The 21,405-nt window shown below is 70.6% G+C and carries 22 protein-coding genes; 13 read left to right on the top strand and 9 right to left on the bottom strand.

What is annotated here, in order from left to right; genetic code table 11:
• Nucleotides 1-17: 17 nt before the first annotated feature.
• From OG390_RS08360 to OG390_RS08345, 4 genes are all read left to right on the top strand, one after another.
• Nucleotides 18-752, top strand: a complete 735-nt coding sequence (locus OG390_RS08360; RefSeq protein WP_406166317.1) for a DNA alkylation repair protein — start codon at nt 18-20, stop codon at nt 750-752.
• Nucleotides 753-1,080: 328 nt separating this feature from the next.
• Nucleotides 1,081-2,250, top strand: coding sequence for an elongation factor Tu (tuf, locus tag OG390_RS08355; RefSeq protein ID WP_406166315.1), 1,170 nt, complete (start codon nt 1,081-1,083; stop codon nt 2,248-2,250).
• A 130-nt stretch (nt 2,251-2,380) separates the two neighbouring features.
• Entirely contained in the window at nt 2,381-3,223 is an 843-nt protein-coding gene (locus OG390_RS08350) for a patatin-like phospholipase family protein (RefSeq protein WP_406166313.1), read from the top strand.
• Nucleotides 3,224-3,290: 67 nt separating this feature from the next.
• Nucleotides 3,291-4,136, top strand: coding sequence for a spermidine synthase (locus OG390_RS08345; RefSeq protein ID WP_406166311.1), 846 nt, complete (start codon nt 3,291-3,293; stop codon nt 4,134-4,136).
• Nucleotides 4,137-4,491: 355 nt separating this feature from the next.
• Here the strand turns inward: OG390_RS08345 and OG390_RS08340 are convergent, their stop codons facing one another.
• The 3 genes from OG390_RS08340 to OG390_RS08330 form a co-directional block, all read right to left on the bottom strand.
• A complete protein-coding gene (locus OG390_RS08340; protein ID WP_406166309.1) occupies nt 4,492-5,244 on the bottom strand; it encodes a hypothetical protein in 753 nt (250 codons plus the stop codon).
• Nucleotides 5,245-5,313: 69 nt separating this feature from the next.
• A complete protein-coding gene (locus OG390_RS08335) occupies nt 5,314-6,351 on the bottom strand; it encodes a hypothetical protein (protein WP_406166307.1) in 1,038 nt (345 codons plus the stop codon).
• Nucleotides 6,352-6,416: 65 nt separating this feature from the next.
• The gene (locus tag OG390_RS08330) at nt 6,417-7,406 is read right to left on the bottom strand and encodes a hypothetical protein (protein ID WP_406166305.1); all 990 of its coding nucleotides are present in this window, start codon (nt 7,404-7,406) and stop codon (nt 6,417-6,419) included.
• Nucleotides 7,407-7,491: 85 nt separating this feature from the next.
• Between OG390_RS08330 and OG390_RS08325 the strand changes: the two genes are divergently transcribed.
• From OG390_RS08325 to OG390_RS08315, 3 genes are all read left to right on the top strand, one after another.
• Nucleotides 7,492-7,929 (top strand): DUF4442 domain-containing protein, encoded by a 438-nt coding sequence (locus OG390_RS08325; RefSeq protein WP_406177561.1) that lies wholly within the window; start codon nt 7,492-7,494, stop codon nt 7,927-7,929.
• Between the two features lie 260 nt (nt 7,930-8,189).
• Nucleotides 8,190-9,662: a carboxylesterase/lipase family protein gene (locus OG390_RS08320; RefSeq protein WP_406166304.1), complete on the top strand. Its 1,473-nt coding sequence runs from the start codon at nt 8,190-8,192 to the stop codon at nt 9,660-9,662.
• 117 nt (nt 9,663-9,779) lie between these two features.
• Nucleotides 9,780-10,427, top strand: a complete 648-nt coding sequence (locus OG390_RS08315) for a DedA family protein (RefSeq protein WP_399080416.1) — start codon at nt 9,780-9,782, stop codon at nt 10,425-10,427.
• A 73-nt stretch (nt 10,428-10,500) separates the two neighbouring features.
• Here OG390_RS08315 and OG390_RS08310 read toward each other — a convergent pair whose 3' ends face one another.
• Nucleotides 10,501-11,034: a gamma carbonic anhydrase family protein gene (locus OG390_RS08310; RefSeq protein ID WP_406166302.1), complete on the bottom strand. Its 534-nt coding sequence runs from the start codon at nt 11,032-11,034 to the stop codon at nt 10,501-10,503.
• 86 nt (nt 11,035-11,120) lie between these two features.
• Here OG390_RS08310 and OG390_RS08305 point away from each other — a divergent pair, with 86 nt between their 5' ends.
• Entirely contained in the window at nt 11,121-11,951 is an 831-nt protein-coding gene (locus tag OG390_RS08305; RefSeq protein ID WP_406177559.1) for an acyltransferase, read from the top strand.
• Nucleotides 11,952-11,964: 13 nt separating this feature from the next.
• Here the strand turns inward: OG390_RS08305 and OG390_RS08300 are convergent, their stop codons facing one another.
• Entirely contained in the window at nt 11,965-12,822 is an 858-nt protein-coding gene (locus OG390_RS08300; RefSeq protein ID WP_406166300.1) for an EamA family transporter, read from the bottom strand.
• Nucleotides 12,823-12,915: 93 nt separating this feature from the next.
• Between OG390_RS08300 and OG390_RS08295 the strand changes: the two genes are divergently transcribed.
• Together OG390_RS08295 and OG390_RS08290 are read left to right on the top strand one after the other, a co-directional pair.
• Complete coding sequence (locus OG390_RS08295) at nt 12,916-13,488, top strand: helix-turn-helix domain-containing protein (protein ID WP_399080028.1); 573 nt, start codon at nt 12,916-12,918, stop codon at nt 13,486-13,488.
• A gap of 43 nt (nt 13,489-13,531) precedes the next feature.
• A complete protein-coding gene (locus OG390_RS08290) occupies nt 13,532-14,086 on the top strand; it encodes a YbaK/EbsC family protein (protein ID WP_406166298.1) in 555 nt (184 codons plus the stop codon).
• A 248-nt stretch (nt 14,087-14,334) separates the two neighbouring features.
• Here the strand turns inward: OG390_RS08290 and OG390_RS08285 are convergent, their stop codons facing one another.
• Nucleotides 14,335-15,540 (bottom strand): cation diffusion facilitator family transporter, encoded by a 1,206-nt coding sequence (locus OG390_RS08285; RefSeq protein WP_406166296.1) that lies wholly within the window; start codon nt 15,538-15,540, stop codon nt 14,335-14,337.
• A gap of 62 nt (nt 15,541-15,602) precedes the next feature.
• On the opposite strand from OG390_RS08285, the gene OG390_RS08280 reads away from it, so the two are divergent.
• Nucleotides 15,603-15,962 (top strand): ArsR/SmtB family transcription factor, encoded by a 360-nt coding sequence (locus OG390_RS08280; RefSeq protein WP_406166294.1) that lies wholly within the window; start codon nt 15,603-15,605, stop codon nt 15,960-15,962.
• A 304-nt stretch (nt 15,963-16,266) separates the two neighbouring features.
• A complete protein-coding gene (locus OG390_RS08275; protein ID WP_406166292.1) occupies nt 16,267-17,115 on the top strand; it encodes an alpha/beta fold hydrolase in 849 nt (282 codons plus the stop codon).
• Nucleotides 17,116-17,120: 5 nt separating this feature from the next.
• Here OG390_RS08275 and OG390_RS08270 read toward each other — a convergent pair whose 3' ends face one another.
• Both OG390_RS08270 and OG390_RS08265 read right to left on the bottom strand, forming a co-directional pair.
• Nucleotides 17,121-17,561, bottom strand: a complete 441-nt coding sequence (locus OG390_RS08270) for a GNAT family N-acetyltransferase (protein ID WP_406166290.1) — start codon at nt 17,559-17,561, stop codon at nt 17,121-17,123.
• Between the two features lie 65 nt (nt 17,562-17,626).
• The gene (locus OG390_RS08265) at nt 17,627-18,034 is read right to left on the bottom strand and encodes a CoA-binding protein (protein WP_406166288.1); all 408 of its coding nucleotides are present in this window, start codon (nt 18,032-18,034) and stop codon (nt 17,627-17,629) included.
• A gap of 350 nt (nt 18,035-18,384) precedes the next feature.
• On the opposite strand from OG390_RS08265, the gene OG390_RS08260 reads away from it, so the two are divergent.
• A complete protein-coding gene (locus OG390_RS08260; protein WP_406166286.1) occupies nt 18,385-19,872 on the top strand; it encodes an amidase in 1,488 nt (495 codons plus the stop codon).
• Nucleotides 19,873-20,171: 299 nt separating this feature from the next.
• Here OG390_RS08260 and OG390_RS08255 read toward each other — a convergent pair whose 3' ends face one another.
• Complete coding sequence (locus tag OG390_RS08255) at nt 20,172-21,362, bottom strand: thiolase family protein (RefSeq protein ID WP_406166284.1); 1,191 nt, start codon at nt 21,360-21,362, stop codon at nt 20,172-20,174.
• Nucleotides 21,363-21,405 lie beyond the last annotated feature (43 nt).

Raw genomic sequence — 21,405 nt, 5'->3', positions numbered from 1 at the left:
GCCGTATGGTTCGTCTCATGGGCGTCACAGCTTCCGGAACCTCAGGTGTGCGGTTCGAGGTGCCGAACAGCGCTGTCGCGGACACCGTGCTGCCACGGCTCACGGCCACGTACGCCGCGGCCGCCGATGCGGAGCGGGCCGCGGCGATGCGCGCGTACATGAAGGACGTCGCGCCCTTCCTCGGGCTGAGCACGCCCGAGCGTCGCGCCCTGTCACGGACCGTCCTCCAGGACACCGCCCGACCTGACGAGGCCGACTGCACGGCGCTCGCGTTGCGCTGCTGGGATCTGCCCGAGCGCGAGTACCACTACTTCGCCGTCGACTATCTGCGCCGTCATGGGAAGCGGCTGTCGTCGGGCTTCCTGCCGTTGGCGCGCCACCTGGTTTGCACGGTCCCCTGGTGGGACACCGTCGACGCACTCGCCTCCCACGTAGTGGGAGGCCTGGTGGCAGCCGACCCGAAGCTGAAGACCGACATGGACGCGTGGATCGAGGACGACGACCTGTGGGTCGCGCGTACGGCCCTGCTCCACCAGCTCCGCTACAAGGACGCCAGCGACACCGAGCGCCTCTTCGGGTACTGCGTCCGCCAGTCCGGGCACCCCGATTTCTTCATCCGCAAGGCGATCGGCTGGTGTCTGCGCGAGTACGCGAAGACGGACCCGCAGGCCGTGCGGGACTTCGTCGCCCGGGAGCAGGGGAGGCTCGCGCCGCTGTCCGTGCGCGAGGCACTCAAGAACATCGGCGCCTGAGGCACCTTCAGCATCCGGACGCACCACCCGAAACCCCCGACTCCCGGGCGCCGAAAACCATTCGACGTGGGCCGACGCGTCGGCGATGATCTCCTCATGTTCCGGTACGCCTTCCTCCTCGCAGCATCCGCAGTCGCGGATGCCCCGAAGGCTGCCGTCCCGATCATCGTGGCCGCCGTCGACGGCGCCCGAAGCTGACCCTTCCCGGATCGTCCGGCGGACCCCGCAGGGGGAGGGTCGGCAAGCCCTTGGGGTCCCCGTCCCGGCCCGTATGCGCCGGGGCCATCACTCAGTTCCGCTGACACTGAAGAGGCTTCGAGGTACAGCCATGCCCAAGACGGCTTACGTGCGCACCAAACCGCACCTGAACATCGGCACGATGGGTCACGTCGACCACGGCAAGACCACCCTGACCGCAGCCATCACCAAGGTCCTCGCCGAGCGTGGCTCCGGCACCTTCGTTCCGTTCGACCGGATCGACCGTGCGCCGGAGGAGGCCGCTCGCGGCATCACCATCAACATCGCGCATGTCGAGTACGAGACCGACACCCGGCACTACGCGCACGTGGACATGCCGGGCCATGCCGACTACGTCAAGAACATGGTCACGGGCGCGGCCCAGCTCGACGGGGCGATCCTCGTCGTCTCGGCGCTCGACGGGATCATGCCGCAGACCGCCGAACACGTGCTGCTCGCCCGGCAGGTGGGCGTCGACCACATTGTCGTCGCCCTCAACAAGGCCGACGCGGGCGACGAGGAGCTCACCGACCTCGTGGAGCTGGAGGTCCGCGAGCTGCTCTCCGCGCACGGCTACGGGGGCGAAGCCGTACCCGTCGTACGCGTGTCCGGTCTCAAGGCCCTTGAGGGGGACCCCCGTTGGACGGCGGCCATCGACGCGCTGCTCGACGCGGTGGACACCTACGTGCCGATGCCCGAGCGGTATCTCGACGCGCCGTTCCTGCTGCCGATCGAGAACGTGCTCACGATCACGGGCCGCGGCACGGTCGTCACCGGTGCCGTGGAGCGCGGCACGATCCGGGTCGGCGACCGCGTCGAAGTGCTCGGCGCCACCGTCGACACGGTGGTCACCGGTCTGGAGACCTTCGGCAAGCCCATGGAGGAGGCGCAGGCCGGGGACAACGTGGCGCTGCTGCTGCGCGGTGTTCCGCGCGACGCGGTGCGACGCGGGCACATCGTCGCCGCGCCCGGCAGTGTCGTACCCGGTCGCCGTTTCGCGGCGCAGGTGTACGTCCTGTCGACGCGCGAGGGCGGACGCACGACACCCGTTTCCACCGGGTACCGCCCGCAGTTCTACATCCGCACCGCGGACGTGGTCGGCGACGTCGACCTCGGCGAGACGGCGGTCGCGCGTCCCGGCGACACCGTCACGATGACGGTGGAGCTCGGGCGCGAGGTCCCGCTGGAGCCCGGCCTGGGCTTCGCGATCCGCGAGGGCGGCCGGACGGTCGGTGCGGGGACGGTGACGTCGGTCGGCTGAGCGTCGGCCGAGGGACCAGGGTGCCCGCCCCGAGAGGGGCGGGCACCCGCTCGTACCGATGTCGGTGCCGTGCGCGAGACTGATCGCAGACGGAGCGTCAGGGGCACCGAGCCGAGGGGTGGGAACAGCCATGGGGGACAAGGCACTTGTGCTCGGCGGCGGGGGCAGCGGGGGGATCGGCTGGCTTGCCGGAATGCTGTACGGGCTCCTGGAGGCGGGTGTCGACCTGAGCGACGCCGATGTGGTGATCGGTACGTCGGCGGGCTCGTCCGTGGGCGCTCAGCTCGCCTCGGGACGGCTGACCCTCCTGGAGCTGTACCAGCGTCAACTCGGCCCGCAGAGCGGCGAGCTGCCCGCACGCCTGGGCGCGGGCGCCTACGCTCGCTATGCCTGGGCGACGCTGACGTCGCGCACCCCCGAGGACTACGGCCGGAAGATCGGCCGGATGGCACTGGCGGCCCGCACGGTGGACGAGGCGTCGCGTCGCTACGCGATCGAGAGCCGACTCGCCGCGCCCGAGTGGCCGACGCGGCCGCTGCGCATGCCCGCCGTCGACACGGCCACCGGCGAGCTGCGCGCCTTCGACAAGGACAGCGGGGTGCCGCTCGTGGACGCCATGGCCGCGAGCTGCGCGGTGCCGGGAGCATGGCCGCCGGTCACGATCGACGGCCGCCGCTGGATGGACGGCGGCACGCACTCGCCGGCCAACGCCCACCTCGCCGCCGGGTACGCGCGCGTGGTCGTCCTGGCTCCCGTCGCGGCGGGCGGCGGCCCCTTGGCCTCGGCCGCCGAGCAGGGCCGCAGGCTCACGGAGAACGGCGCCCGCGTCGCCGTCATCGCGCCCGACCGTGACGCGAAGCAGTCCTTCGGACGCAACCCCCTGGACCCCGAGGTCCGGGCGGCCGCGGCACGAGCCGGGCGGAAACAGGCCGCCGTACACGCGGCGGAAGCCGCCGAGGTGTGGCAGGGCTGAGACGGGGGGCCGTCGCCGGGACGGGGACGACCCCCCGTCTCGGGAGGTATGACGGCACAATGGACCCGTGGACGAGCCGATACCCGTGACACGGGCCGTGGATCACGGGACCGCCAAGCTGATGCCGGATGTCGACCGGAAGCGGGCGTGGCTCCTGACGGTGGACGGGGCGCCCCAGTCGTACGTCGATCTGGACGCGCCGACGCATCTGGAGTTCGAGTACGCGCGACGGCTCGGGCATGTACTGGACACGGTGGTGGAACCGGGAGCGGCCCTGGACGTGCTGCACCTCGGGGGCGGGGCGCTCACCCTGCCCCGCTATGTCGCCGCGACCCGGCCCGGTTCGCGGCAGGACGTGGTGGAGGCCGACCGCGGTCTGCTGTCCCTGGTCGGCGAGCATCTGCCCGTAGCCGACGGTTCGGGCATCACCCTGCACGGCGCGGACGCCCGTGCCTGGCTCGAAGCCGCCGCGCCCGACTCCGCCGACATCATGATCGCGGACGTCTTCGGCGGCACACGAGTACCGGCGCACCTGACCTCCACCGCGTACGCGCGCGCCGCCGAGCGGGTGCTGCGCGCCGACGGCGTCTACCTCGCCAACCTCGCGGACGCCGCGCCCTTCGCCTTCCTCCGCTCCCAACTCGCCACGTTCTCCACGGTGTTCGAGGAGCTGGCGCTGATCGCGGAACCGGGCGTCCTGCGCGGCCGCCGCTTCGGCAACGCGGTGCTCGTGGCGTCCCACCGCCCCCTCGACACGGCTACGCTCGCCCGCCGGACCGCCTCCGACGCCTTCCCTGCGCGTGTCGAACACGGACCCGCACTGCGGGAGTTCATCGGCGCTGCCGAACCCGTTCGTGACGAGAACGCGGTCCCTTCACCCGAGCCGCCCGACGGGGCCTTCAGCATCGGCTGACCCACTCACCAGGTCCGGCACCGGAGTCACGGTGCGTTCCGACATCCCGAACGACCACACAGCAGGGTTGTTCGAGTCCCGGCGCTCGTAGCGCCAGTACTCCTTGCCGGTCCGCAGGCTCGCTGCACGCTGCCGCCGTCGCAGCTTGCTCTACGGACGCCATCGGGCAGCGTGGCTGAGTCCGGTGGTGGCTTCCGTGGCACACGTGCGTGATCGTTCGGCACACCCGCCATCGTGGCTGACGGTCGTCGGCTGAGGCTCAGACGACACCAAGGCCGGCCTCCGCCCAAGGCGCTTCGGGGGCGTGCCAGTTGCGTGCCAGATCCTGCGGGGACTCACGGGGAACAGCGAGGACTCAGCCACGGATCACCAGAGCTGGAACACTACTCCGCCGCAGGTCAGTGCGGAACTTTCCCCCAGAAAGCCCGAGCTTCCCAAGCTCAGGTTCGTCCACGCGACCGTTCAGATGGAAGAGAAGCCACTCAAGCCGGTCGGCCGTGACTCCCAGAGACGAGGCCCAACCGTGCACGAAGCTGACGTAGGTGGCGTATCGGGTCGGCCAATGACGAGTGCCGGCCGCCTTCCAACTGGACCACCCGAGGGCGTTCAGCGAACGAAAGACCCGATCGTCGAGGATCAGGGCCCGACCGCACATGCCGTCGCGTTCGTCCACGGCAGCGAACCACTTCGTGAAGAAGGACCGCCCCACCCCACTGAGGACGAACCGTCGGTAGGCCTCGCGCAGGTCACCTTGTCGGACCGCTTCGCGCGTGGTCTGGAGAACAGCGGGCATGCGGGCGTCGGACAGGGCTGCTTCGGTGTACCGCGGCCCGCGTCCGTTGGTAGTGCCCGAGCCCCAGATCATGACGGCCACGAACAGGTCACGCAGACTATCGGGATCGTCACCAACGCGATCACGTAGATCGACCAAGTCGCCCCTGCTGATGAGTCGGTCCCCGCTCGAACCGTTCGCGTACTCGACGCCGATATCCAGTACGTGCGCTGCTCCGTGTGGATCCAGCCGTGAGCGCCACGTTCCGGGACGGAAGCGCACGGGCGTCTGTTCGCAATCGCGGTAGCGGACAACAAGCCTTTGAAGCTGCTCCATGATGTTCCCCCCTGGCCAGGACGGCAGCGTGCTGTGTGCCCAGGAGGCCCCTGAGCTGCCGTACGCGGCTCAGGAATCCGTCGGATCACCGTGCAGGCGTACCGTGCTGAGAATCTTCTGCACGGTCGCGTCCGACACCTCGTCGGACACGCCCTTGGCGCCGTAGAACGTCCAGGACACGAAGTCGCCGGCCGAGTTCTTGAAGGCGAACGTGGTCGCCTTGCCGTCGGAGTCGCACTTGCCCTTCTTGGGGACACCGGTCGAGTACGTCGTCGCGACACTGCCCTTGACGCCCGACTTCGTCGTGTACGGCTTGGGCTTGCCTATGGTGAGCAGCTTCTTGGAGGCGCTTTTCTGGTCGGTGTAGCCACCGAAGACCCACCACGCCGAGTCGTTGCGTGCGGGGTCGTCGGTGTTCTTGGCACCGCTCTGCCCCTTGGTGCCCGCGGCGGCCAGCGCCGTGTCGTTCTCGTACCCGTCCTTGTCGTCGTCGGACGTGCACCACTTTTCCTGGAGGAAGGCGGGCGCGGACATCCCGATCAGCGAGGAGCCGTCGCCCTTCTTCTCGTCCTCGAAGCCGATGAAGGTGCCGGGAGTCTTGACCTCCCAGTCCGCGGGTACGTCGAAGGCGGTGCCCCATTTCGGGTTCACCACGACCTTCCAGCCCGCGATCGTCGCCTTCTCCTCGTCGCCGCCGCGCGGGTTGTCGTCACCACCGCTCTCGCTCGGCGAAGAGGAGACGGACGGCTTGGGGGACTTGGACGGATCGCCACCCGCCTTGTCGTCCTTGTCGCCGCCGCCCAGGACCAGGAACCCGGTGACCCCGGCCGCGATCACGACGGCCGTCGCCGCGACGATCGCCGTGATCCTGGTCTTGTTCCCGCCACCGCCGTTGCCCCCCGAGGCCTGCGGCGCGCCGGGGGGCTCCGACGGAGCCCCCCACTGCGGCTGCCCGTACGGGTTGGGCTGCTGATATCCCGGCTGGCCGCCGGTCTGCTGATATCCGGGCTGCTGGTACGGATTCGGCTGCTGGTACCCCGGCTGCTGGTACGGGTTCTGGTCCTGCGGGTTCTGCTCGCCCCCGGGCGGCTGCTGTCCTGGCCACATGGGCAGTAACCCTAGTGCTGCCTGTGACACGTTTCGGTCACCGCGATTCGTCAGGCATGTACCGGTCAGGAGTTGGACGGGACCTTGTAAAGGCGTACGGTGGCGACGATTTTGCGGACCGTCGCGTCCGGTACCTCCTCGGACACCCCCTTGGCGCCGAAGAACTCCCACGACACGATGTCGCCCGAAGGCTCCTTGAAGGAGAAGACGGTGGCCTTCCCGTCGGTGGCGCACTTTTTCGATTTCTTCACACTCGACGACGAGGCGGTGGCAAGGCTGCCCTTGAGTCCGGACGTCGTCGTGTACGACTCCACCGCTCCGGGCGTGACAAGTTTCTTGTCGGGCTGGGTGTAGGCGCCGTAGACCCAGGCGGCCGCGTCGTCACGGGCGGCCTCCTCGGGGCTCTTCGCACCGTTGTTGCGCTTGGTTCCGGCGCCCGCGAGCATCGTGTACTCCTTGGTGCCGTCCTTGTCCTCGTCGGTGCCGCACCACTGCTCCTTGAGGAGCGCGGGGGCTCCGACACCGATGAGGGGCTTGTCCTCGGGGTCGTCGTCCTTCGAGACGTAGGTGACCCAGCCGGTCGACTTGAGTCCCCACTGCGCGGGCACGTCGAAGGCGATGCCACGCTTGGGGTTCACCACGGTCTTCCAGCCGGCGACGGTCGGCTTCTCGGCACCGTCGGTGCCTCGCGGATCGCTCGCCGGACTCGACTGCCGGGACGGGGACTTGGTCGGCTCGGGGTCGGTCCTGTCGTCCTTGCCGCCGCCGAGCAGGACGAATCCGGTCACTCCGGCGGCGATCACGACGGCCGCGGCCGCGACGATCGCGATGACCTTCGTCCTGTTGCCGTCGCCGCCCGTCGGCGGCGGTCCCGCGGGACCTGCCGTGACCGTCGGGGCGTTCCATGGCTGCGGTTGCTGCTGGTACGGATTGGGCTGCTGGTACCCCGGCTGCTGATATGGATTCGGCTGCCCGCCTCCCGCGTACGGCTGCCCGCTGCCGGCATTCTGCTGCGAATTCTGCGCGCCCCCTGGCGGCTGCTCTCCTGGCCACATGCGGCGTAAGGATACGGCGATCATCATCGGGTACTGGTCAAGGATTGCTACTCGTGGGTAACGTGGCGATATGAGCGCAGACCAGATGACGATCGGCGAGATGCTCGCCGCCACCGTGCCGATGGCCCGGACCCTGAACCTCGAGTTCGTGGAGACCGGTCCGGAGAAGGCGGTCGTAGCGCTGCCGGACCAGAGCGACTACCACAACCATGTCGGCGGGCCGCACGCCGGAGCGATGTTCACGCTGGGGGAGTCGGCGAGCGGGGCGATCGTCCTCGCCGCGTTCGGGGAGCAGCTGTCGCGCGCAGTGCCGCTCGCGGTCAGCGCCGAAATCTCGTACAAGAAGCTCGCGATGGGACCCGTCACGGCCACCGCGACGCTCGGCCGGCCCGCCGCCGACGTCGTCGCCGAACTCGACGCCGGGCAGCGCCCCGAGTTCCCCGTCGCCATCGCCATCCAGCGCGGTGACGGTGCAGTGACCGGTGAGATGACCGTTGTCTGGACGCTCCGCCCGAACAGCTGAGCCACACGCCTTGCGCAGGGCCTCGGCCGGGTCGTACGACCTGGTCGAGGCCCTTGGCCGTTCATGCGGGACCGCTCTGCCCCTGCCGTTGGCGGTGCACCGCGCCGCCGCGTCGGGTGGCATGTGTGCGCAAGGCAGGTCGCCGGCCCCCCCCCCGGGGGTAGTGGCCTGCCTGCCGTCCATGTCTCTTCGGCGCCGCCGTCCTCGGCGCCACGGCACCGGCCCAGTCCGCCTCCGCTTCGGCTGCGCGGCATACCCTCGTGCGCACGGACGCGGGTTGGGTCCGCGGCGAGACCGCCACCGAGGGACGGCAGTTCCTCGGCATCCCGTATGCCGAGCCGCCCGTCGGCGATCTCCGGTGGAGGAACCCTCGGCCCGTCGAGCCCTGGCACGGTGTGCGCACCACGAAGGACTTCGGCAAGCACTGTGTGCAGACGGCGAGTTGGGACCCCGGCTACGAACAGCCCAGCCACACCGAGGACTGCCTGGACCTCAATGTGTACGTCCCCGACGGCGCCGGACGGCGTCCGGTGATGGTCTGGCTGCACGGTGGCGGGCTCACCGCGGGCGCGGGCGAGGACATCGTGCCCGACACCTTCGCCCGGCAGACCGGCGCGGTCGTCGTGACCGTCAACTACCGGCTCGGCGCGATGGGTTTCCTCGCCACGGCCGGACTCGACGGCGAGGCGCACGACGGGATCTCGGGCAACTTCGGGATGCTCGACCAGCAGGCCGCGCTGCGCTGGGTGCGGGCCGACATCGGGCGCTTCGGCGGCGATCCGGGACGCGTCACCATCGCGGGCGAGTCGGCCGGCGGCCGCTCGGTCTGCACCCAGATGGCCTCGCCGACCTCGAACGGCCTGTATCGCGCGGGCATTGTCGAGAGCGGCGCGTACGGGAACTGCGCGGCACGCACCCACGAGACGGCCGTCTCGGCCGGCGCCGCCTTCGCGAAGAAGGTGGGCTGTGCCGATCTTTCGCTCGGCTGCCTGCGGGGCAAGTCCTCCGAGGAGATCCTCGCCGCGCAGGCCGACTTCGACTGGGGACCCGTCGTCGGCGGTGACTTCCTGCCCGTGCAGCCCTTCGAGGTGTACGCGAAGGGGGCCGCCGCCCGGGTGCCCGTACTGAACGGGGCGAACGAGGACGAGGGGCGGCTGTTCGCCTTCGGCCAGTTCGACGCGAGTGGGACACCGCTCACCGCCGAGCAGTATCCGGTCGTCGTCAAGGCGGCCTTCGGCGCGGACCAGGGCGGGCGGGTGCTCCGGCGCTACCCGCTGTCGGACTACCCCTCGCCCACGATCGCGTACGGCACCGCCGTCGGCGACTACCTGATGGCCTGCCCGGCGCTCCGGCTCGACGGCGCGCTCGCGGCTCGTGGTCCGGTCTACTCGTACGAGTTCGCCGACCGCACCTCGCCGCCGTTTGCCTCGCTGCGCAATCTGCACACGGACTTCGACTTCGGCGCGACCCACGTCAACGAGGTGCAGTACCTCTTCAAGCACTTCGGGCTCGAGACCCCGCTGAACACCGAGCAGCGGGTGCTGTCGAGGCAGATGGTGCAGTACTGGGGATCCTTCATCCGGGGCGGCGTGCCCCGGGCGGACGGACAGCCCGCGATGCCCGACCGCACGGGGGCGGTGCTCTCGCTGCGGACCGCCTCCGCGGGCGGAAACACCCTCAGCACCACGGCCGCTCACGCGCACCGGTGCGACCTCAGGGACTCCGCCTCGTAAGAGGGACCAGGTAGGCTGCCCGGCGTGCGCCCAGGGGGGAGCGCACGCCGGGTGATCACGAACCGCACACGTACGGTGCACGCCCGGAACACGCACAGCGATACGGAGGAACCGGCGTTGCACGTCCAGGAGTGGCTCGAGACAGTGCCCGCGGTCAGCATCTATGCGCTGGTGGGCCTGGTCATCGGCCTGGAAAGCCTGGGCATCCCGTTGCCCGGCGAGATCATCCTGGTCTCGGCGGCCCTGCTCTCCTCGCAGCACGCGGGCATCAACCCCGTCATCCTCGGGGCGTGCGCCAGCCTCGGCGCGATCGTCGGTGACTCCATCGGCTACGCCATCGGCCGCAAGGGGGGACGGCCGCTGCTCGCCTGGCTCGGCGCCAAATTCCCCAAGCACTTCAGCGAAGGCCATGTCGCCACCGCCGAGCGGTCCTTCCAGAAGTGGGGGATGTGGGCCGTCTTCTTCGGCCGCTTCATCGCCCTGCTGCGGATCTTCGCGGGTCCGCTGGCGGGTGTGCTGCGGATGCCGTACTGGAAGTTCCTGATCGCCAACGTGCTCGGCGGCATCATCTGGGCCGGAGGTACGACCGCGGTCATCTACTACGTCGGTGTGGTCGCCGAGTCCTGGCTCAAGAGGTTCTCCTGGCTCGGGCTGGTGGCGGCGGTGCTCATCGGGCTCGCTTCGATGCTGATCGTCCGCCGCAAGGCGAGGAAAGCCACCGCTGAGCGTGAGGCGGAGCCCGAGCCCGTGCCCGCCGCCGAGTAGGTTCCCTCGGTTCGCAACTGCGCCCGCCGGTGGCTGGTCACGCAGTTCCCCGCGCCGCTACGGAGCGCTCTTCCTACCCCGCGTCGTGCGCCTCGCGGTGTGCCTTCGCCAGCTCCACGTACAGCGTGCCGTTCAGTGAGATGCCCTCACGCTCCTCGTCGGTCAGCCGACGCTTGACCTTGGCGGGGACGCCCGCGACCAGTGAGCCCGGGGGCACCTGCATCCCCTGCGGTACCAGGGCCTGCGCGGCCACCAGCGAACCGGTGCCTATCACCGCGCCGTTCAGCACGGTGGCGCCCATGCCGATCAGGCAGTCGTCCTCGACGGTCGCGCCGTGCACCACGGCGTTGTGCCCGATGGAGACCCGCGCGCCGATGGAGATGGGGAATCCGGGGTCCACGTGAAGGCTGCAGTTGTCCTGGACATTGCTGTCGGCGCCGATGACGATCGGCCCGCAGTCGGCGCGCAGCACCGCGCCGTACCAGACGCTCGCGCCCGCGTGCAGCGTGACGTCCCCGATGACCACGGACGTGGGCGCCGCGAACGCCTCCTGGTCCACCTGCGGATCCTTGCCGCCGATCCCCATGATCAGCGCCTGCTGCGTCATCACCGTCTCCTCGTAGTTCGGTACACCGGCACCGTATGCCATCGGTCCCGGCCCCGGTGGGGTGAAGATCACAGCCGTACGAGCTCATCGGCGTGCCGTGCGCTGAGTACCGTGAGCGGGTGCCCAGGAGCAAGAACACGTTCTCATCATGGCGGCGCCGCCTCGCGCAGCGCGCCGTCCACGCGGGCTGGGCCTGGGTGCAGCGCACGGGTGCGGTCACGGCCGAGCACCCCGGGCGATTCCGCTTCGGCGCGATGGGAACGGGTACCAGACTGGCCTTCCCGCTCGGCACGGTCTTCGGGGAACAGTGGATCCACCTCGGCGCCCACTGCATCGTCGCCGAGCAGGTCACGCTGACCGCCGGTCTGATGCCCGACCTCGACCTCGGCCCCGACCCGATCCTGCGCATCGGCGACGGCGTGGTGCTCGGCCGCGGCAGTCACGTCATCGCCGACACGACGGTCACCATCGGCAGCGACTGCTACTTCGGGCCCTACGTGTACGTCACGTCCACCAACCACTCCTACGACGATCCGCACGAGCCCATCGGCAAGCAGTGGCCGCGGATGGAGCCGGTGGAGATCGGGCCCGGTTGCTGGATCGGGACCGGGGCGGTGATCCTTCCGGGGGCGCGGATCGGACGGAATGTCGTGGTGGCGGCCGGTGCGGCGGTCCGCGGCGTGGTGCCGGACCACTCGGTCGTGGCGGGCGCACCCGCGCGCGTCGTGCGGCGCTGGGACCCGGTGCAGGGGTGGCAACCGCCGCTGCGGACACCGGCGCCGGTGCCCATTCCCGACGGCGTGACGCCGGAGCAGTTGCTGGCGCTGTCGGGGATGGACGAGGAGACCGCGGCGCGTCTGGCGGAACTGGACCTCGATGCCGAGGGCACCTCCGGAGACGTGCGCGCCGAGTCCTGAGCCCTCAGGGCGCTCAACCGGTGGCGAGCAGTACTGTGCCGACCAGCGCGAGGCCCGCGCCCGCCGCCTGCACCCCGCGCAGCCGTTCGCTGAGGATGCCGCGTGCGGCCAGGGCCGTGACCACCGGATAGAGCGAGGCGAGGACGGCGGCGACGGTGACCGGGCCGTGCTGGGCGGCGACCGAGTACGTGCCATTGGCCGCGACATCGGCGAGGCCTACGAAGGCGAGCGCGGGGAGGGAGCCCCAGCGGAAACCCCCCTCGGGGAGGGCCCGGGTACCACGCCTCACGGAGACGAACAGGGCTGTGCCGCCCACCGCCACATTGGTCACGCGCTGGACGAACAGTGCGAGGAACAGCCCGGTCACCGACGACGACGCCTCCGCGATCAGCGCGAACACCGTGCCGAAACCGAGCGCCGCGAGCAGCGTGAGGAGGATCGCCTGCCGCTGCACGGGGGCGCCGCGCAGCTGAGGTCCGCCGGCGAGCACGACGCCCACGACGGCGACCGCGATGCCCGCGAACTGCGTGAGCCCGGGACGCTCACCGAGGACGAGTCCCACGGTGATGGGGACGGCCACGCCCAGCGAGCCGAGCGGGGAGACGACCCCCATCGGGCCGAGGGCAAGCGCCTTGTAGAAGGAGAGCAGCGCGACCGGTCCCACCAGTCCGGCGGCGAACGCGAACCACAGCTGCGGCCCCGCCGCGCTCCAGCCCCCGGTGGCGACCACGATCGCGCCCAGCACCGCCGCCGCGATGGTCTGCGAGACGACGACCACCGTGAGGGCGGGAGTACGCCGGGTCAGGAGGCCTCCGCCGAAGTCGGCCAGGCCCCACAGGAGGCTGGTGGCCAGGGCGAAGAGTGCCGTCACGGGGTACCTCGCAGTACAGTTCGGTGAACGATCAGGTGCACCACACGATAGTTCACCGGATTGAACTATGTCATCCAGAATATTGGACGGAATGTGTCGGACCTCGACCTGCTGACTCAGTCCCTGGCGCGCAACGTGAAGCGCTGGCGCACCGAGCGCGGCTTCACCCTGGAAGCGCTAGCCGCTCGCGCCGGAGTCAGCCGCGGCATGCTCATCCAGATCGAGCAGGCCAGGACCAACCCCAGTCTGGGCACCGTCGTCAAGATCGGCGACGCCCTCGGTGTCAGCATCACCACCCTCCTCGACTACGAGCAGGGCCCCAAGGTCCGGATCGTCCCGGCCGAGCAGGCCGTACGCCTGTGGCACACGGACGCGGGCAGCTACAACCGGCTCCTCGCGGGCACCGAGGCGCCCGGCCCGCTGGAGATGTGGGACTGGCGGCTCATGCCCGGCGAGGGCAGCCCCTCGGACCCGCATCCCGCCGGCACCGTCGAGCTCGTCCATGTCATGGCGGGCGAGCTGACCCTCACGGTCGACGGAGTCGAGCACCGCGTCCCCGAGGGCGCGAGCGCCTCCTTCGAGGCCAACACCCCGCACACGTACGGCAATGACGGCGACGTCCCGGTCGAGATGGTCATGGCGGTGTCCGTCCCGCTCGTGCAGTGAGACACCCGGCGGGCGGCGCCCACGGGGCTGTTAGCGTGCGGTCATGCGCGCACCCATCGGACACTTCGACCACGCCACGCCCGCCCCCGAGTGCCTCGACGAACTCACCCGTCCGGTCGCCGACGCCGTGCGTGAGTGGCGGGGCAGCATCCCCGCCGAGCAGATCGTCTACGTCGACACGGACCCGCAGTGGGCCGACACCGCCACGTTCGTCGAGCACTACGGCCCCGAGCTGCTCGACCAGTCCGCCAACTGCGTGGTCGTCGCGGGCAGGCGCGGCGGCGAGACCACGCTCGCCGCGTGCGTCGTCCTTTCCACCGCCCGCGCCGACGTCAACGGCATGGTTCGCCGCCAACTGGGCGCCCGCAAGGCCTCGTTCGCGCCGATGGACACGGCGACCGGGGAGACCGGCATGGAGTACGGCGGCATCACGCCGATCGGACTCCCGGGCGGCTGGCCGGTGTTGGTGGACTCGGCTGTCATCGAGCTGCCGTACGTCCTGGTGGGCAGTGGTCGACGGCGCGGGAAGCTGCTGGTGCCGGGGAAGGTGTTCGCGGAACTGCCGAACGCGGTGGTGTTGGACGGACTCGGCGTGTGAGGGCGGCCTCGCCGATCGAGGAGAGCACGCGGCTGTGTCGCCACCTCGAACGGGCGCTCTGACACGGCGCTTCAGGCTCTTCGACGACAGCCTCGCCCAGCATCCACCGGTGCGGACCCATCAGGCCCGGGATCAGTGTGCCGCAGGCGCCGCGCGCCGTGTCCGACGCGGCTTCGATCCCGTCCTTGGTCCGGCGAGTACCCACCGTTGCTGATCGTGTATCCCGCGCGGCCGGAAGCTGGTGCCCCTCAGACTTCGGCGCCGCCTCCTGATGACGACGGCGTGTGGTGGGCCAGCGCCAGATGCGGATCCGTCTCGCCGGGGGCCGGTGCCGGATCGGCGTGGACCAGGGCGGCGGTGAGTTTCGGGACGGCGTGCAGCAGGGCGTGTTCGGCGTCCACGGCGATGCGATGGGCCCGGCGGACGGTCGCCTCGCCGTCCACGACGACCGCGACTTCGGCCCGCAGTCGGTGGCCGATCCACCGAAGCCGCAGCTCACCCACGTCGCGTACCCCCTCGACCTGCCGGAGCGCGCGCTCGGCGCGGCCCACCAACTCCGGTTCGACGGCGTCCATCACGCGCCGGAAGACCTCGCGGGCGGCATTGCGCAGCACCAGCAGAATCGCGGCCGTGATCGCCAACCCCACCAGCGGGTCGACGAGTTGCCGGCCGAGGGCGGCCCCGCCCGCGCCCACCAGCACGGCGAGTGAGGTGAATCCGTCCGTTCGGGCGTGCAGTCCGTCCGCGACGAGCGCCGCGGAGCCGATCTCGCGGCCGACGCGGATGCGGTGTCGCGCGACCCACTCGTTGCCCAGGAAGCCGATGAGGGCGGCCGCCGCGACGACCGGGATGTGCCGCATGGGCTGCGGGTCGAGCAGGCGGTCGACCGCCGTCCAGGCCGCGAACGTCCCGGACGCGGCGATCGTCAGCACGATCACGATGCCCGCGAGGTCCTCCGCCCGCCCGTAGCCGTACGTGAAGCGTCGTGTCGCCGCGCGGCGGCCCAGTACGAAGGCGATCCCGAGCGGTATGGCCGTCAGCGCGTCGGCGGTGTTGTGCACGGTGTCCCCGAGCAGCGCGACGGATCCCGAGACGACCACAACGACCGCTTGCGCCAAGGCGGTTGTGCCGAGGACGGTCAGGGAGAGCCAGAGCGCCCGCATGCCTCGGGCCGACGACTCCAGGGCGGAGTCGAGCTTGTCGGCGGTTTCATGGGAGTGGGGGGTGAGGAGGTGGCGCAGGCGGCTCACGAGGGTGGTGTGCGCGTGAGGGCGCGGGTGGCTGTGAGCGTGGGCGTGCCCGTGCCGGGGCTGGTGAGGGCGGTCGTGGTCGTGCGGGTGATCGGGGCCGTGCTGGTGTCCGTGCGGGTGCTCGTGGCTGTGCGGGTGCCGGTGGCCGTTCCCGTCCTCGTACGGCTCTTCGTGTGCGTGCTCGTGGTAGTGCCGATCGCTCACGTGGGGCCCCTTCCGCCGTGCGGGAGTGGACGTGTCGGTGTCCACGGGGCCATTATGTGCGTATGAGCGCACGCATGCACCTATCACCTGCGCATGATGCGCACCCGCGCACCCCCGGCGAGGAGCAGTTCGCGCTCGCCGCCGAACTCCTGGCTCTCCTCGGCGATCGCACCCGTCTCGCCCTGCTCCATGCCCTGACCGGCGGCGAGGCCGACGTCAGCACGCTCACGGAGGCGTGCGGTGCCGCGCGTCCCGCCGTCAGTCAGCATCTGGCCCGGCTGCGGCTCGCCGGGCTCGTGAACACCAGGAAGGAAGGCCGCCGGGTGATCTACTCGCTCGGCGACGGTCATCTGCGCCGGGTGGTCGACGAGGCACTGAGCCTTGCCGACCACCGCATCAACGACCGTCCCGCGCACGACTGAGGACGACCGGGAGGCCGTACGCCCCGTGGTCGCCGTACCCCTCAATCGTCGGTGTCGTTCAGTGGAACTGGGGCACGACCAGATGGATGCCGTACGCCACCACGGCCGCTCAGGCCAGGAAACAGAGCCCGGCCTGAGCGAATCCCAGTGCGGCGCCGCCACCGTCGCCCCCGCGCGCGGTCTCGACGCGGGCGAGGCCCCGACGGAGTCCCGGCGGGGCAGGGCGGGGCGCGTGCGCGGCTGTCCCGTCGCCCGCCGCGCAAACCGCTTGCCGTGATCGTCGCATGGTCAGCAGGATGGCGCCATGCCCACTTTCACCGCCCCCGACGGGACCCAACTCGCCTACCACGCAACGGGGGAGGGCGAGCCCCTGCTCTGCCTGCCCGGTGGGCCGATGCGCGCCTCCGCCTACCTCGGCGACCTCGGTGGACTGGCACGGCACCGCCGGCTGATCAGGCTCGACCTGCGGGGCACCGGCGACTCCGGCATCCCGGCCGACCCGGCGACCTACCGCTGCGACCGGCAGGTCGACGACGTCGAGGCACTCCGTGCGCACCTCGGGCTTGAACGCGTCGACCTGCTCGCCCACTCGGCGGGCGGCGACCTCGCCCTCCTGTACGCGGCCGGGTACCCGGGGCTCGTCCGCTCCCTCACACTCGTCACCGGCCGTGCGCGGGCCCTCGGCGTCGACTTCACCGAGGAGCACCGCAGGGAGGCGGCCGCCCTGCGCAAGGCGGAGCCGTGGTTCGAGGCAGCCCACGAGGCTTACGAACGGGTCTGGGCCGGTCTCGTGAGCGACGCCGACTGGGACGCCACCGCCCCGTTCTTCTACGGTCGTTGGGACGAGGCCGCCCGGGCGCATGCCGCGACCGACGTCGAGCAGACCAATGAGGAGGCCGCCGAACTCTACGCGTCCAGCGGAGCGTTCCGTCCCGCCGAGGCCCGCGCGGTCGTCGCCGCTTGGGACGCAAGGGTGTTGCTCCTCGTGGGCGCGCTCGACAGCGGCCCGTTGCCGCGCGTCGCCGCGGCCATCGCGGAACTCTTCCCGCGGGTCGAGCTGACTGTCCAGCCGGACGCCGGTCACTTCCCGTGGCTCGACGATCCGGACAGTTTCATCGGGACCGTCGCCGATTTCCTCGACCGGGGGAAGTGACCGCCTCAGGCCAGCCGCAGATCGATCCACTCGGCGGTCTCGCCCGGCAGCACATACCGCTCGATCTCGACGAACCCGTGCTTTTGCGCGAACCGCAGACCGTCCTCGTTGGCCGCCAGGACGACCGTCTCGATCACCTCGGCGCCCAGCGTGCGCGCCTGCTCGAGCCCGCGTGCGTACAGCTCCTCGCCGAAGCCCTGCCCGCGGTGTTCGGCGAGCACGCGAGCGATCACCGTGGCCGTGGCGGTGTCGTGCGTGGGCGGGCGCACCGTCGTGCAGCCCACCAGGACGTCGCCGAGATACGCGACCTCCAGGTGGTTGCGCCGGACGCGCTCCCGTACGTCGTGGAGCGACATGGCGGCGGGCGGGACGATCACGTTGTGGACATGCTGCCAGTCCTTGAGACGGGCTTCGTCGTCCGGCTGCTCGATGCGAAGGAGGTACACGGGGTGCAGGAAACCGGTGCCGCCCACGGGACGTCAACTGCATTTGCGCGTGGGGCGGCGACCGGTCAGCCGAGCCGAGGGATCTCGATGGCCGGGCAGAGGTCCATCACCATGTCGAGCCCCGCTGCCCGGGTCCTGTCGTACGCGGCCTCGTCGACGACATCGAGCTGGAACCAGACGGCCTTGGCGCCGATGGCGGCGGCTTCGTCGGCGACGGGGCCGGCGAGGTCGCCGTTCACGAACACATCGACGACGTCCACTTCGAAGGGGATCGCAGAGAGGGTGGGGTATCCCTTCTCACCGTGGACCGTCTCGGCCTTCGGGTGGACGGGGACGATGCGTTTGCCGAAACGCTGGAGGACGTCTGCCACCCGGAATGCCGCGCGCCGCTCGTTCGTCGAGAGGCCGACGATCGCCCAGGTGTCGCCGAGCTCGGTGAGGATCTTGCGGATCGTTGCCGGGTCGCCGTACACGGTCGGCCTCCTTGGAGTCTGTGCAGGTGCTGTCCAGCGGACCAACAGCGTGCGGCGGGCGACCATTCCCGGAGGCTGAGCGCTCCGCGCACCAGGACGGATTCCCGTCCGACCACTTCGCCGCAGGCAGTAGCGGGAGGCCGATTTCTCTCTCGGCGCCCTCGTGGAACGACCGTGGCCGGGGTGGGGATGAGCGGAAGGTCGCCCTCACTGGCTGAGGCACTCCGCACTGCGCGCGCCGGACCCGCGGGACGTCGCTGAAGTGTCCGACTGCCGAGTATTGAGACACCCAACCCGTTGTGCGAAGCGGCATTTCATGGCCTCTTCCAGTGGCCGATACGGTCGGATTCATGGAGTGGAATTTTCAGACGGCCGAAAAACTCGCGGCGGCCTTGCGTGCAGGTGAAGTGACCTCGGCGGAACTGACCGACGAGGCGATCGCCCGTATTGAGCGGGACGACAAGGCCATCAACGCGATCTGCGTGCCGGACTTCGACCGTGCACGGGCCGCCGCGCGCGGCGCCGACCAGGCGCGCGCCCGCGGTGAGGACCGGCCGCTGCTCGGAATTCCGGTGACGGTCAAAGAGTCCTACAACATCGCCGGGCTGCCCACGACCTGGGGCATGCCGCTGCACCGGGACTACATGCCGGCCGAGGATGCGGTGCAGGTGTCGCGACTCAAGGCCGCAGGCGCGGTGGTGCTCGGGAAGACCAATGTGCCCTTGGGGCTGCAAGATGTGCAGAGCTTCAACGAGATCTACGGCACCACCAATAACCCGTGGGATCACGGTCGCACGCCGGGGGGATCCTCCGGCGGATCAGCGGCGGCCCTGGCGTCCGGATTCGGAGTGCTGTCCATCGGCTCCGACATCGGCGGTTCGTTGCGCACCCCCGCACATTTCTGCGGTGTCTACGCCCACAAGCCGACGCTCGAGCTGGCGGCGACCCGCGGTATGGTCCCGCCGCCCGCGCCTGCATTGCCGGCCGACCTTGACCTCGCCGTCGTCGGTCCGATGGCGCGCACCGCCCGCGACCTCGCGCTCCTGCTCGACGTCATGGCCGGACCGGACCCGCTGACGCTCGGTGTGGCGTACGACCTGACGCTGCCGCCCGCGCGCCACGAGCGGCTCTGCGACTTCCGGGTCCTGGTCCTCGACGAGCATCCGTCCATTCCGACCGGGTCCGCCGTGCGGGCGGGCGTGAACCGGGTGGCCGACGCGCTTGTCGACGGCGGCGCCCGCGTCGAGCGGCACATTCCGCTGCTGCCCGATCTGACCGAAGCCGCGATGCTCTACACGCAGTTGCTGTTTTCGAGCTCCGCTGCACGTTTTCCCGTCGAAGCGTACGAGCAGCTGCGGACCCGCGCCGCCGGACTGAGCGCAGACGACCGGAGTCTCGACGCGGCGCGGCTGCGCGGCATGGTGTTCAGTCACCGCGACTGGATCGAGGCGAACAGCCGTCGCGAGCTCCACCGCCACGGCTGGCGGCAGCTCTTCGCCGAGTTCGATGCCGTGGTGTGCCCGATCACGCCTACTCCCGCGTTCCCGCACGACCACAACCCCAATCTGTTGGAACGCCGGATCGACATCGACGGCGTCGAGTACCCGTACTTGGACCAGCTCGTCTGGGCCGGTCTGGCCACCATGCCCGGTCTGCCCGCCACCGCCATACCAGCGGGCCGGTCCCCTGAGGGTCTGCCGGTGGGAGTGCAGCTCATCGGTCCGATGTTCGAGGACCGCACCCCGCTGCGGCTGGCCGAACTGCTCGAGCAGAAGATCGGCGGCTTCCAGGCACCGAAGCAGGGCGTACTACCTGGGCATCCGTCGAGGGCGAGGTGAGGATCACGACGAGATCCTCCGAATGCGCACAGTCGCTGCCCGGCACGCGAATGTCACCCGCCTCCCGCAACCCGACAGAAGGCCGTCGCCGCAGGTCGGCGGCGTGCACTTTCATCGGTGGCCTGGCGAACCACGGGGAAGTGCAGTGGAGTTGAGAGGGCCCACCGATGAAGCAGCCTGTGACAGCGCGGAAGGCGCAGGGCGCAGAGCCGCCATATGAAGCCGAGCGCGAGACCCTACATGTCGGTCGCCCGCCTCCACGTTCCCCGGGGAGCGGGGCACCGACCGCAGGGCGTCAGTCAGCGTTCCAGGACGAGGGCCAGGCCCTGTCCCACCCCGATGCACAGCGCGGCCAGACCCGTGCCCGAACCCGCTGCCGAGAGCTGGTGGGCGACCGCTCCGGTGATCCGGGCGCCCGAGGCACCGAGGGGATGCCCGAGGGCGATCGCGCCGCCCTTCGGGTTGAGGAGGTCGGAGTCGAGGTCGGGGAGGGCCGCGAGGCAGCCCAACGCCTGTGCGGCGTAGGCCTCGTTGAGCTCGATGGTGTGCAGGTCGCCGAAGTCGCGCCCGGCCTTCGTCAGTGCCTTGCGGATGGCGTCCACCGGGCCGAGACCGAAGTACTGCGGCTCGATGCCGGTCACGGCGCCGGCCCGGACCCTGGCCAGCGGCTCACGGCCGATTTCGGCCAGCCCGGCCTCGTCGGCCAGCAGCAGGGCCGCCGCGCCGTCGTTGAGCGGCGAGGCGTTGCCGGCCGTGACCCTGCCGCCCTCACGGAAGACGGGCTTGAGACGGGCCAGCGCCTCGAGGGACGTGTCGTCCCGGATGCCCTCGTCGCGTGGCAGGTCGACACCCTCGACGGGGACGACCTCGGCGTCGTACGCACCGTCCTTCCACGCCCGCGCGGCATTCTCGTGGCTGGCGAGCGCGAAGGCGTCCTGGGTCTCGCGGGTGATCCCGTACTGGTCGGCGATCAGCTCGGCGCTCTCGCCGAGCGGGATGGTCCATTCCTCGGGCATGCGCGGGTTGACCATCCTCCAGCCCAGAGTGGTGGAGTACAGCTGCTGGTTGCCGACAGGGAAGGCCCGGTCGGGTTTGGGCAGGACCCAGGGGGCGCGGCTCATGGACTCCACTCCGCCTGCGACGGCGATGGAGGCGTCGCCGAGCGCCACCGCGCGGGCGGCCTGGATGACGGCCTCCATCCCTGAGCCGCACAGCCGATTGACGGTGGCTCCGGGGACCGTGACGGGCAGGCCCGCGAGCAGGACGGCCATGCGTGCGACGTCGCGGTTCTCCTCCCCGGCACCGTTGGCGTTTCCGAAGAGCACATCGCCGATGAGGGCCGGGTCCAGCGCGGGGCTGCGGTCGAGCAGACCGCGCAGCACGCCTGCGGCGAGGTCGTCGGGGCGCACTGAGGACAGCGCCCCGCCATAGCGGCCGATCGGTGTACGGACGGCGTCGACGACGTAGACGTCCCGCAGGCGCTCGTTCATCGGGACTCCTTGTGCTGGAGGGGGAGATACGGACGGTGGCTGA

Origin of the sequence: Streptomyces sp. NBC_00996, from assembly GCF_045162675.1 — a bacterium.
Taxonomy (GTDB): Bacteria; Actinomycetota; Actinomycetes; order Streptomycetales; family Streptomycetaceae; genus Streptomyces.
Note: the sequence above shows the minus strand (reverse complement) of the source record. Positions and strands in the feature narration are given on the sequence as shown.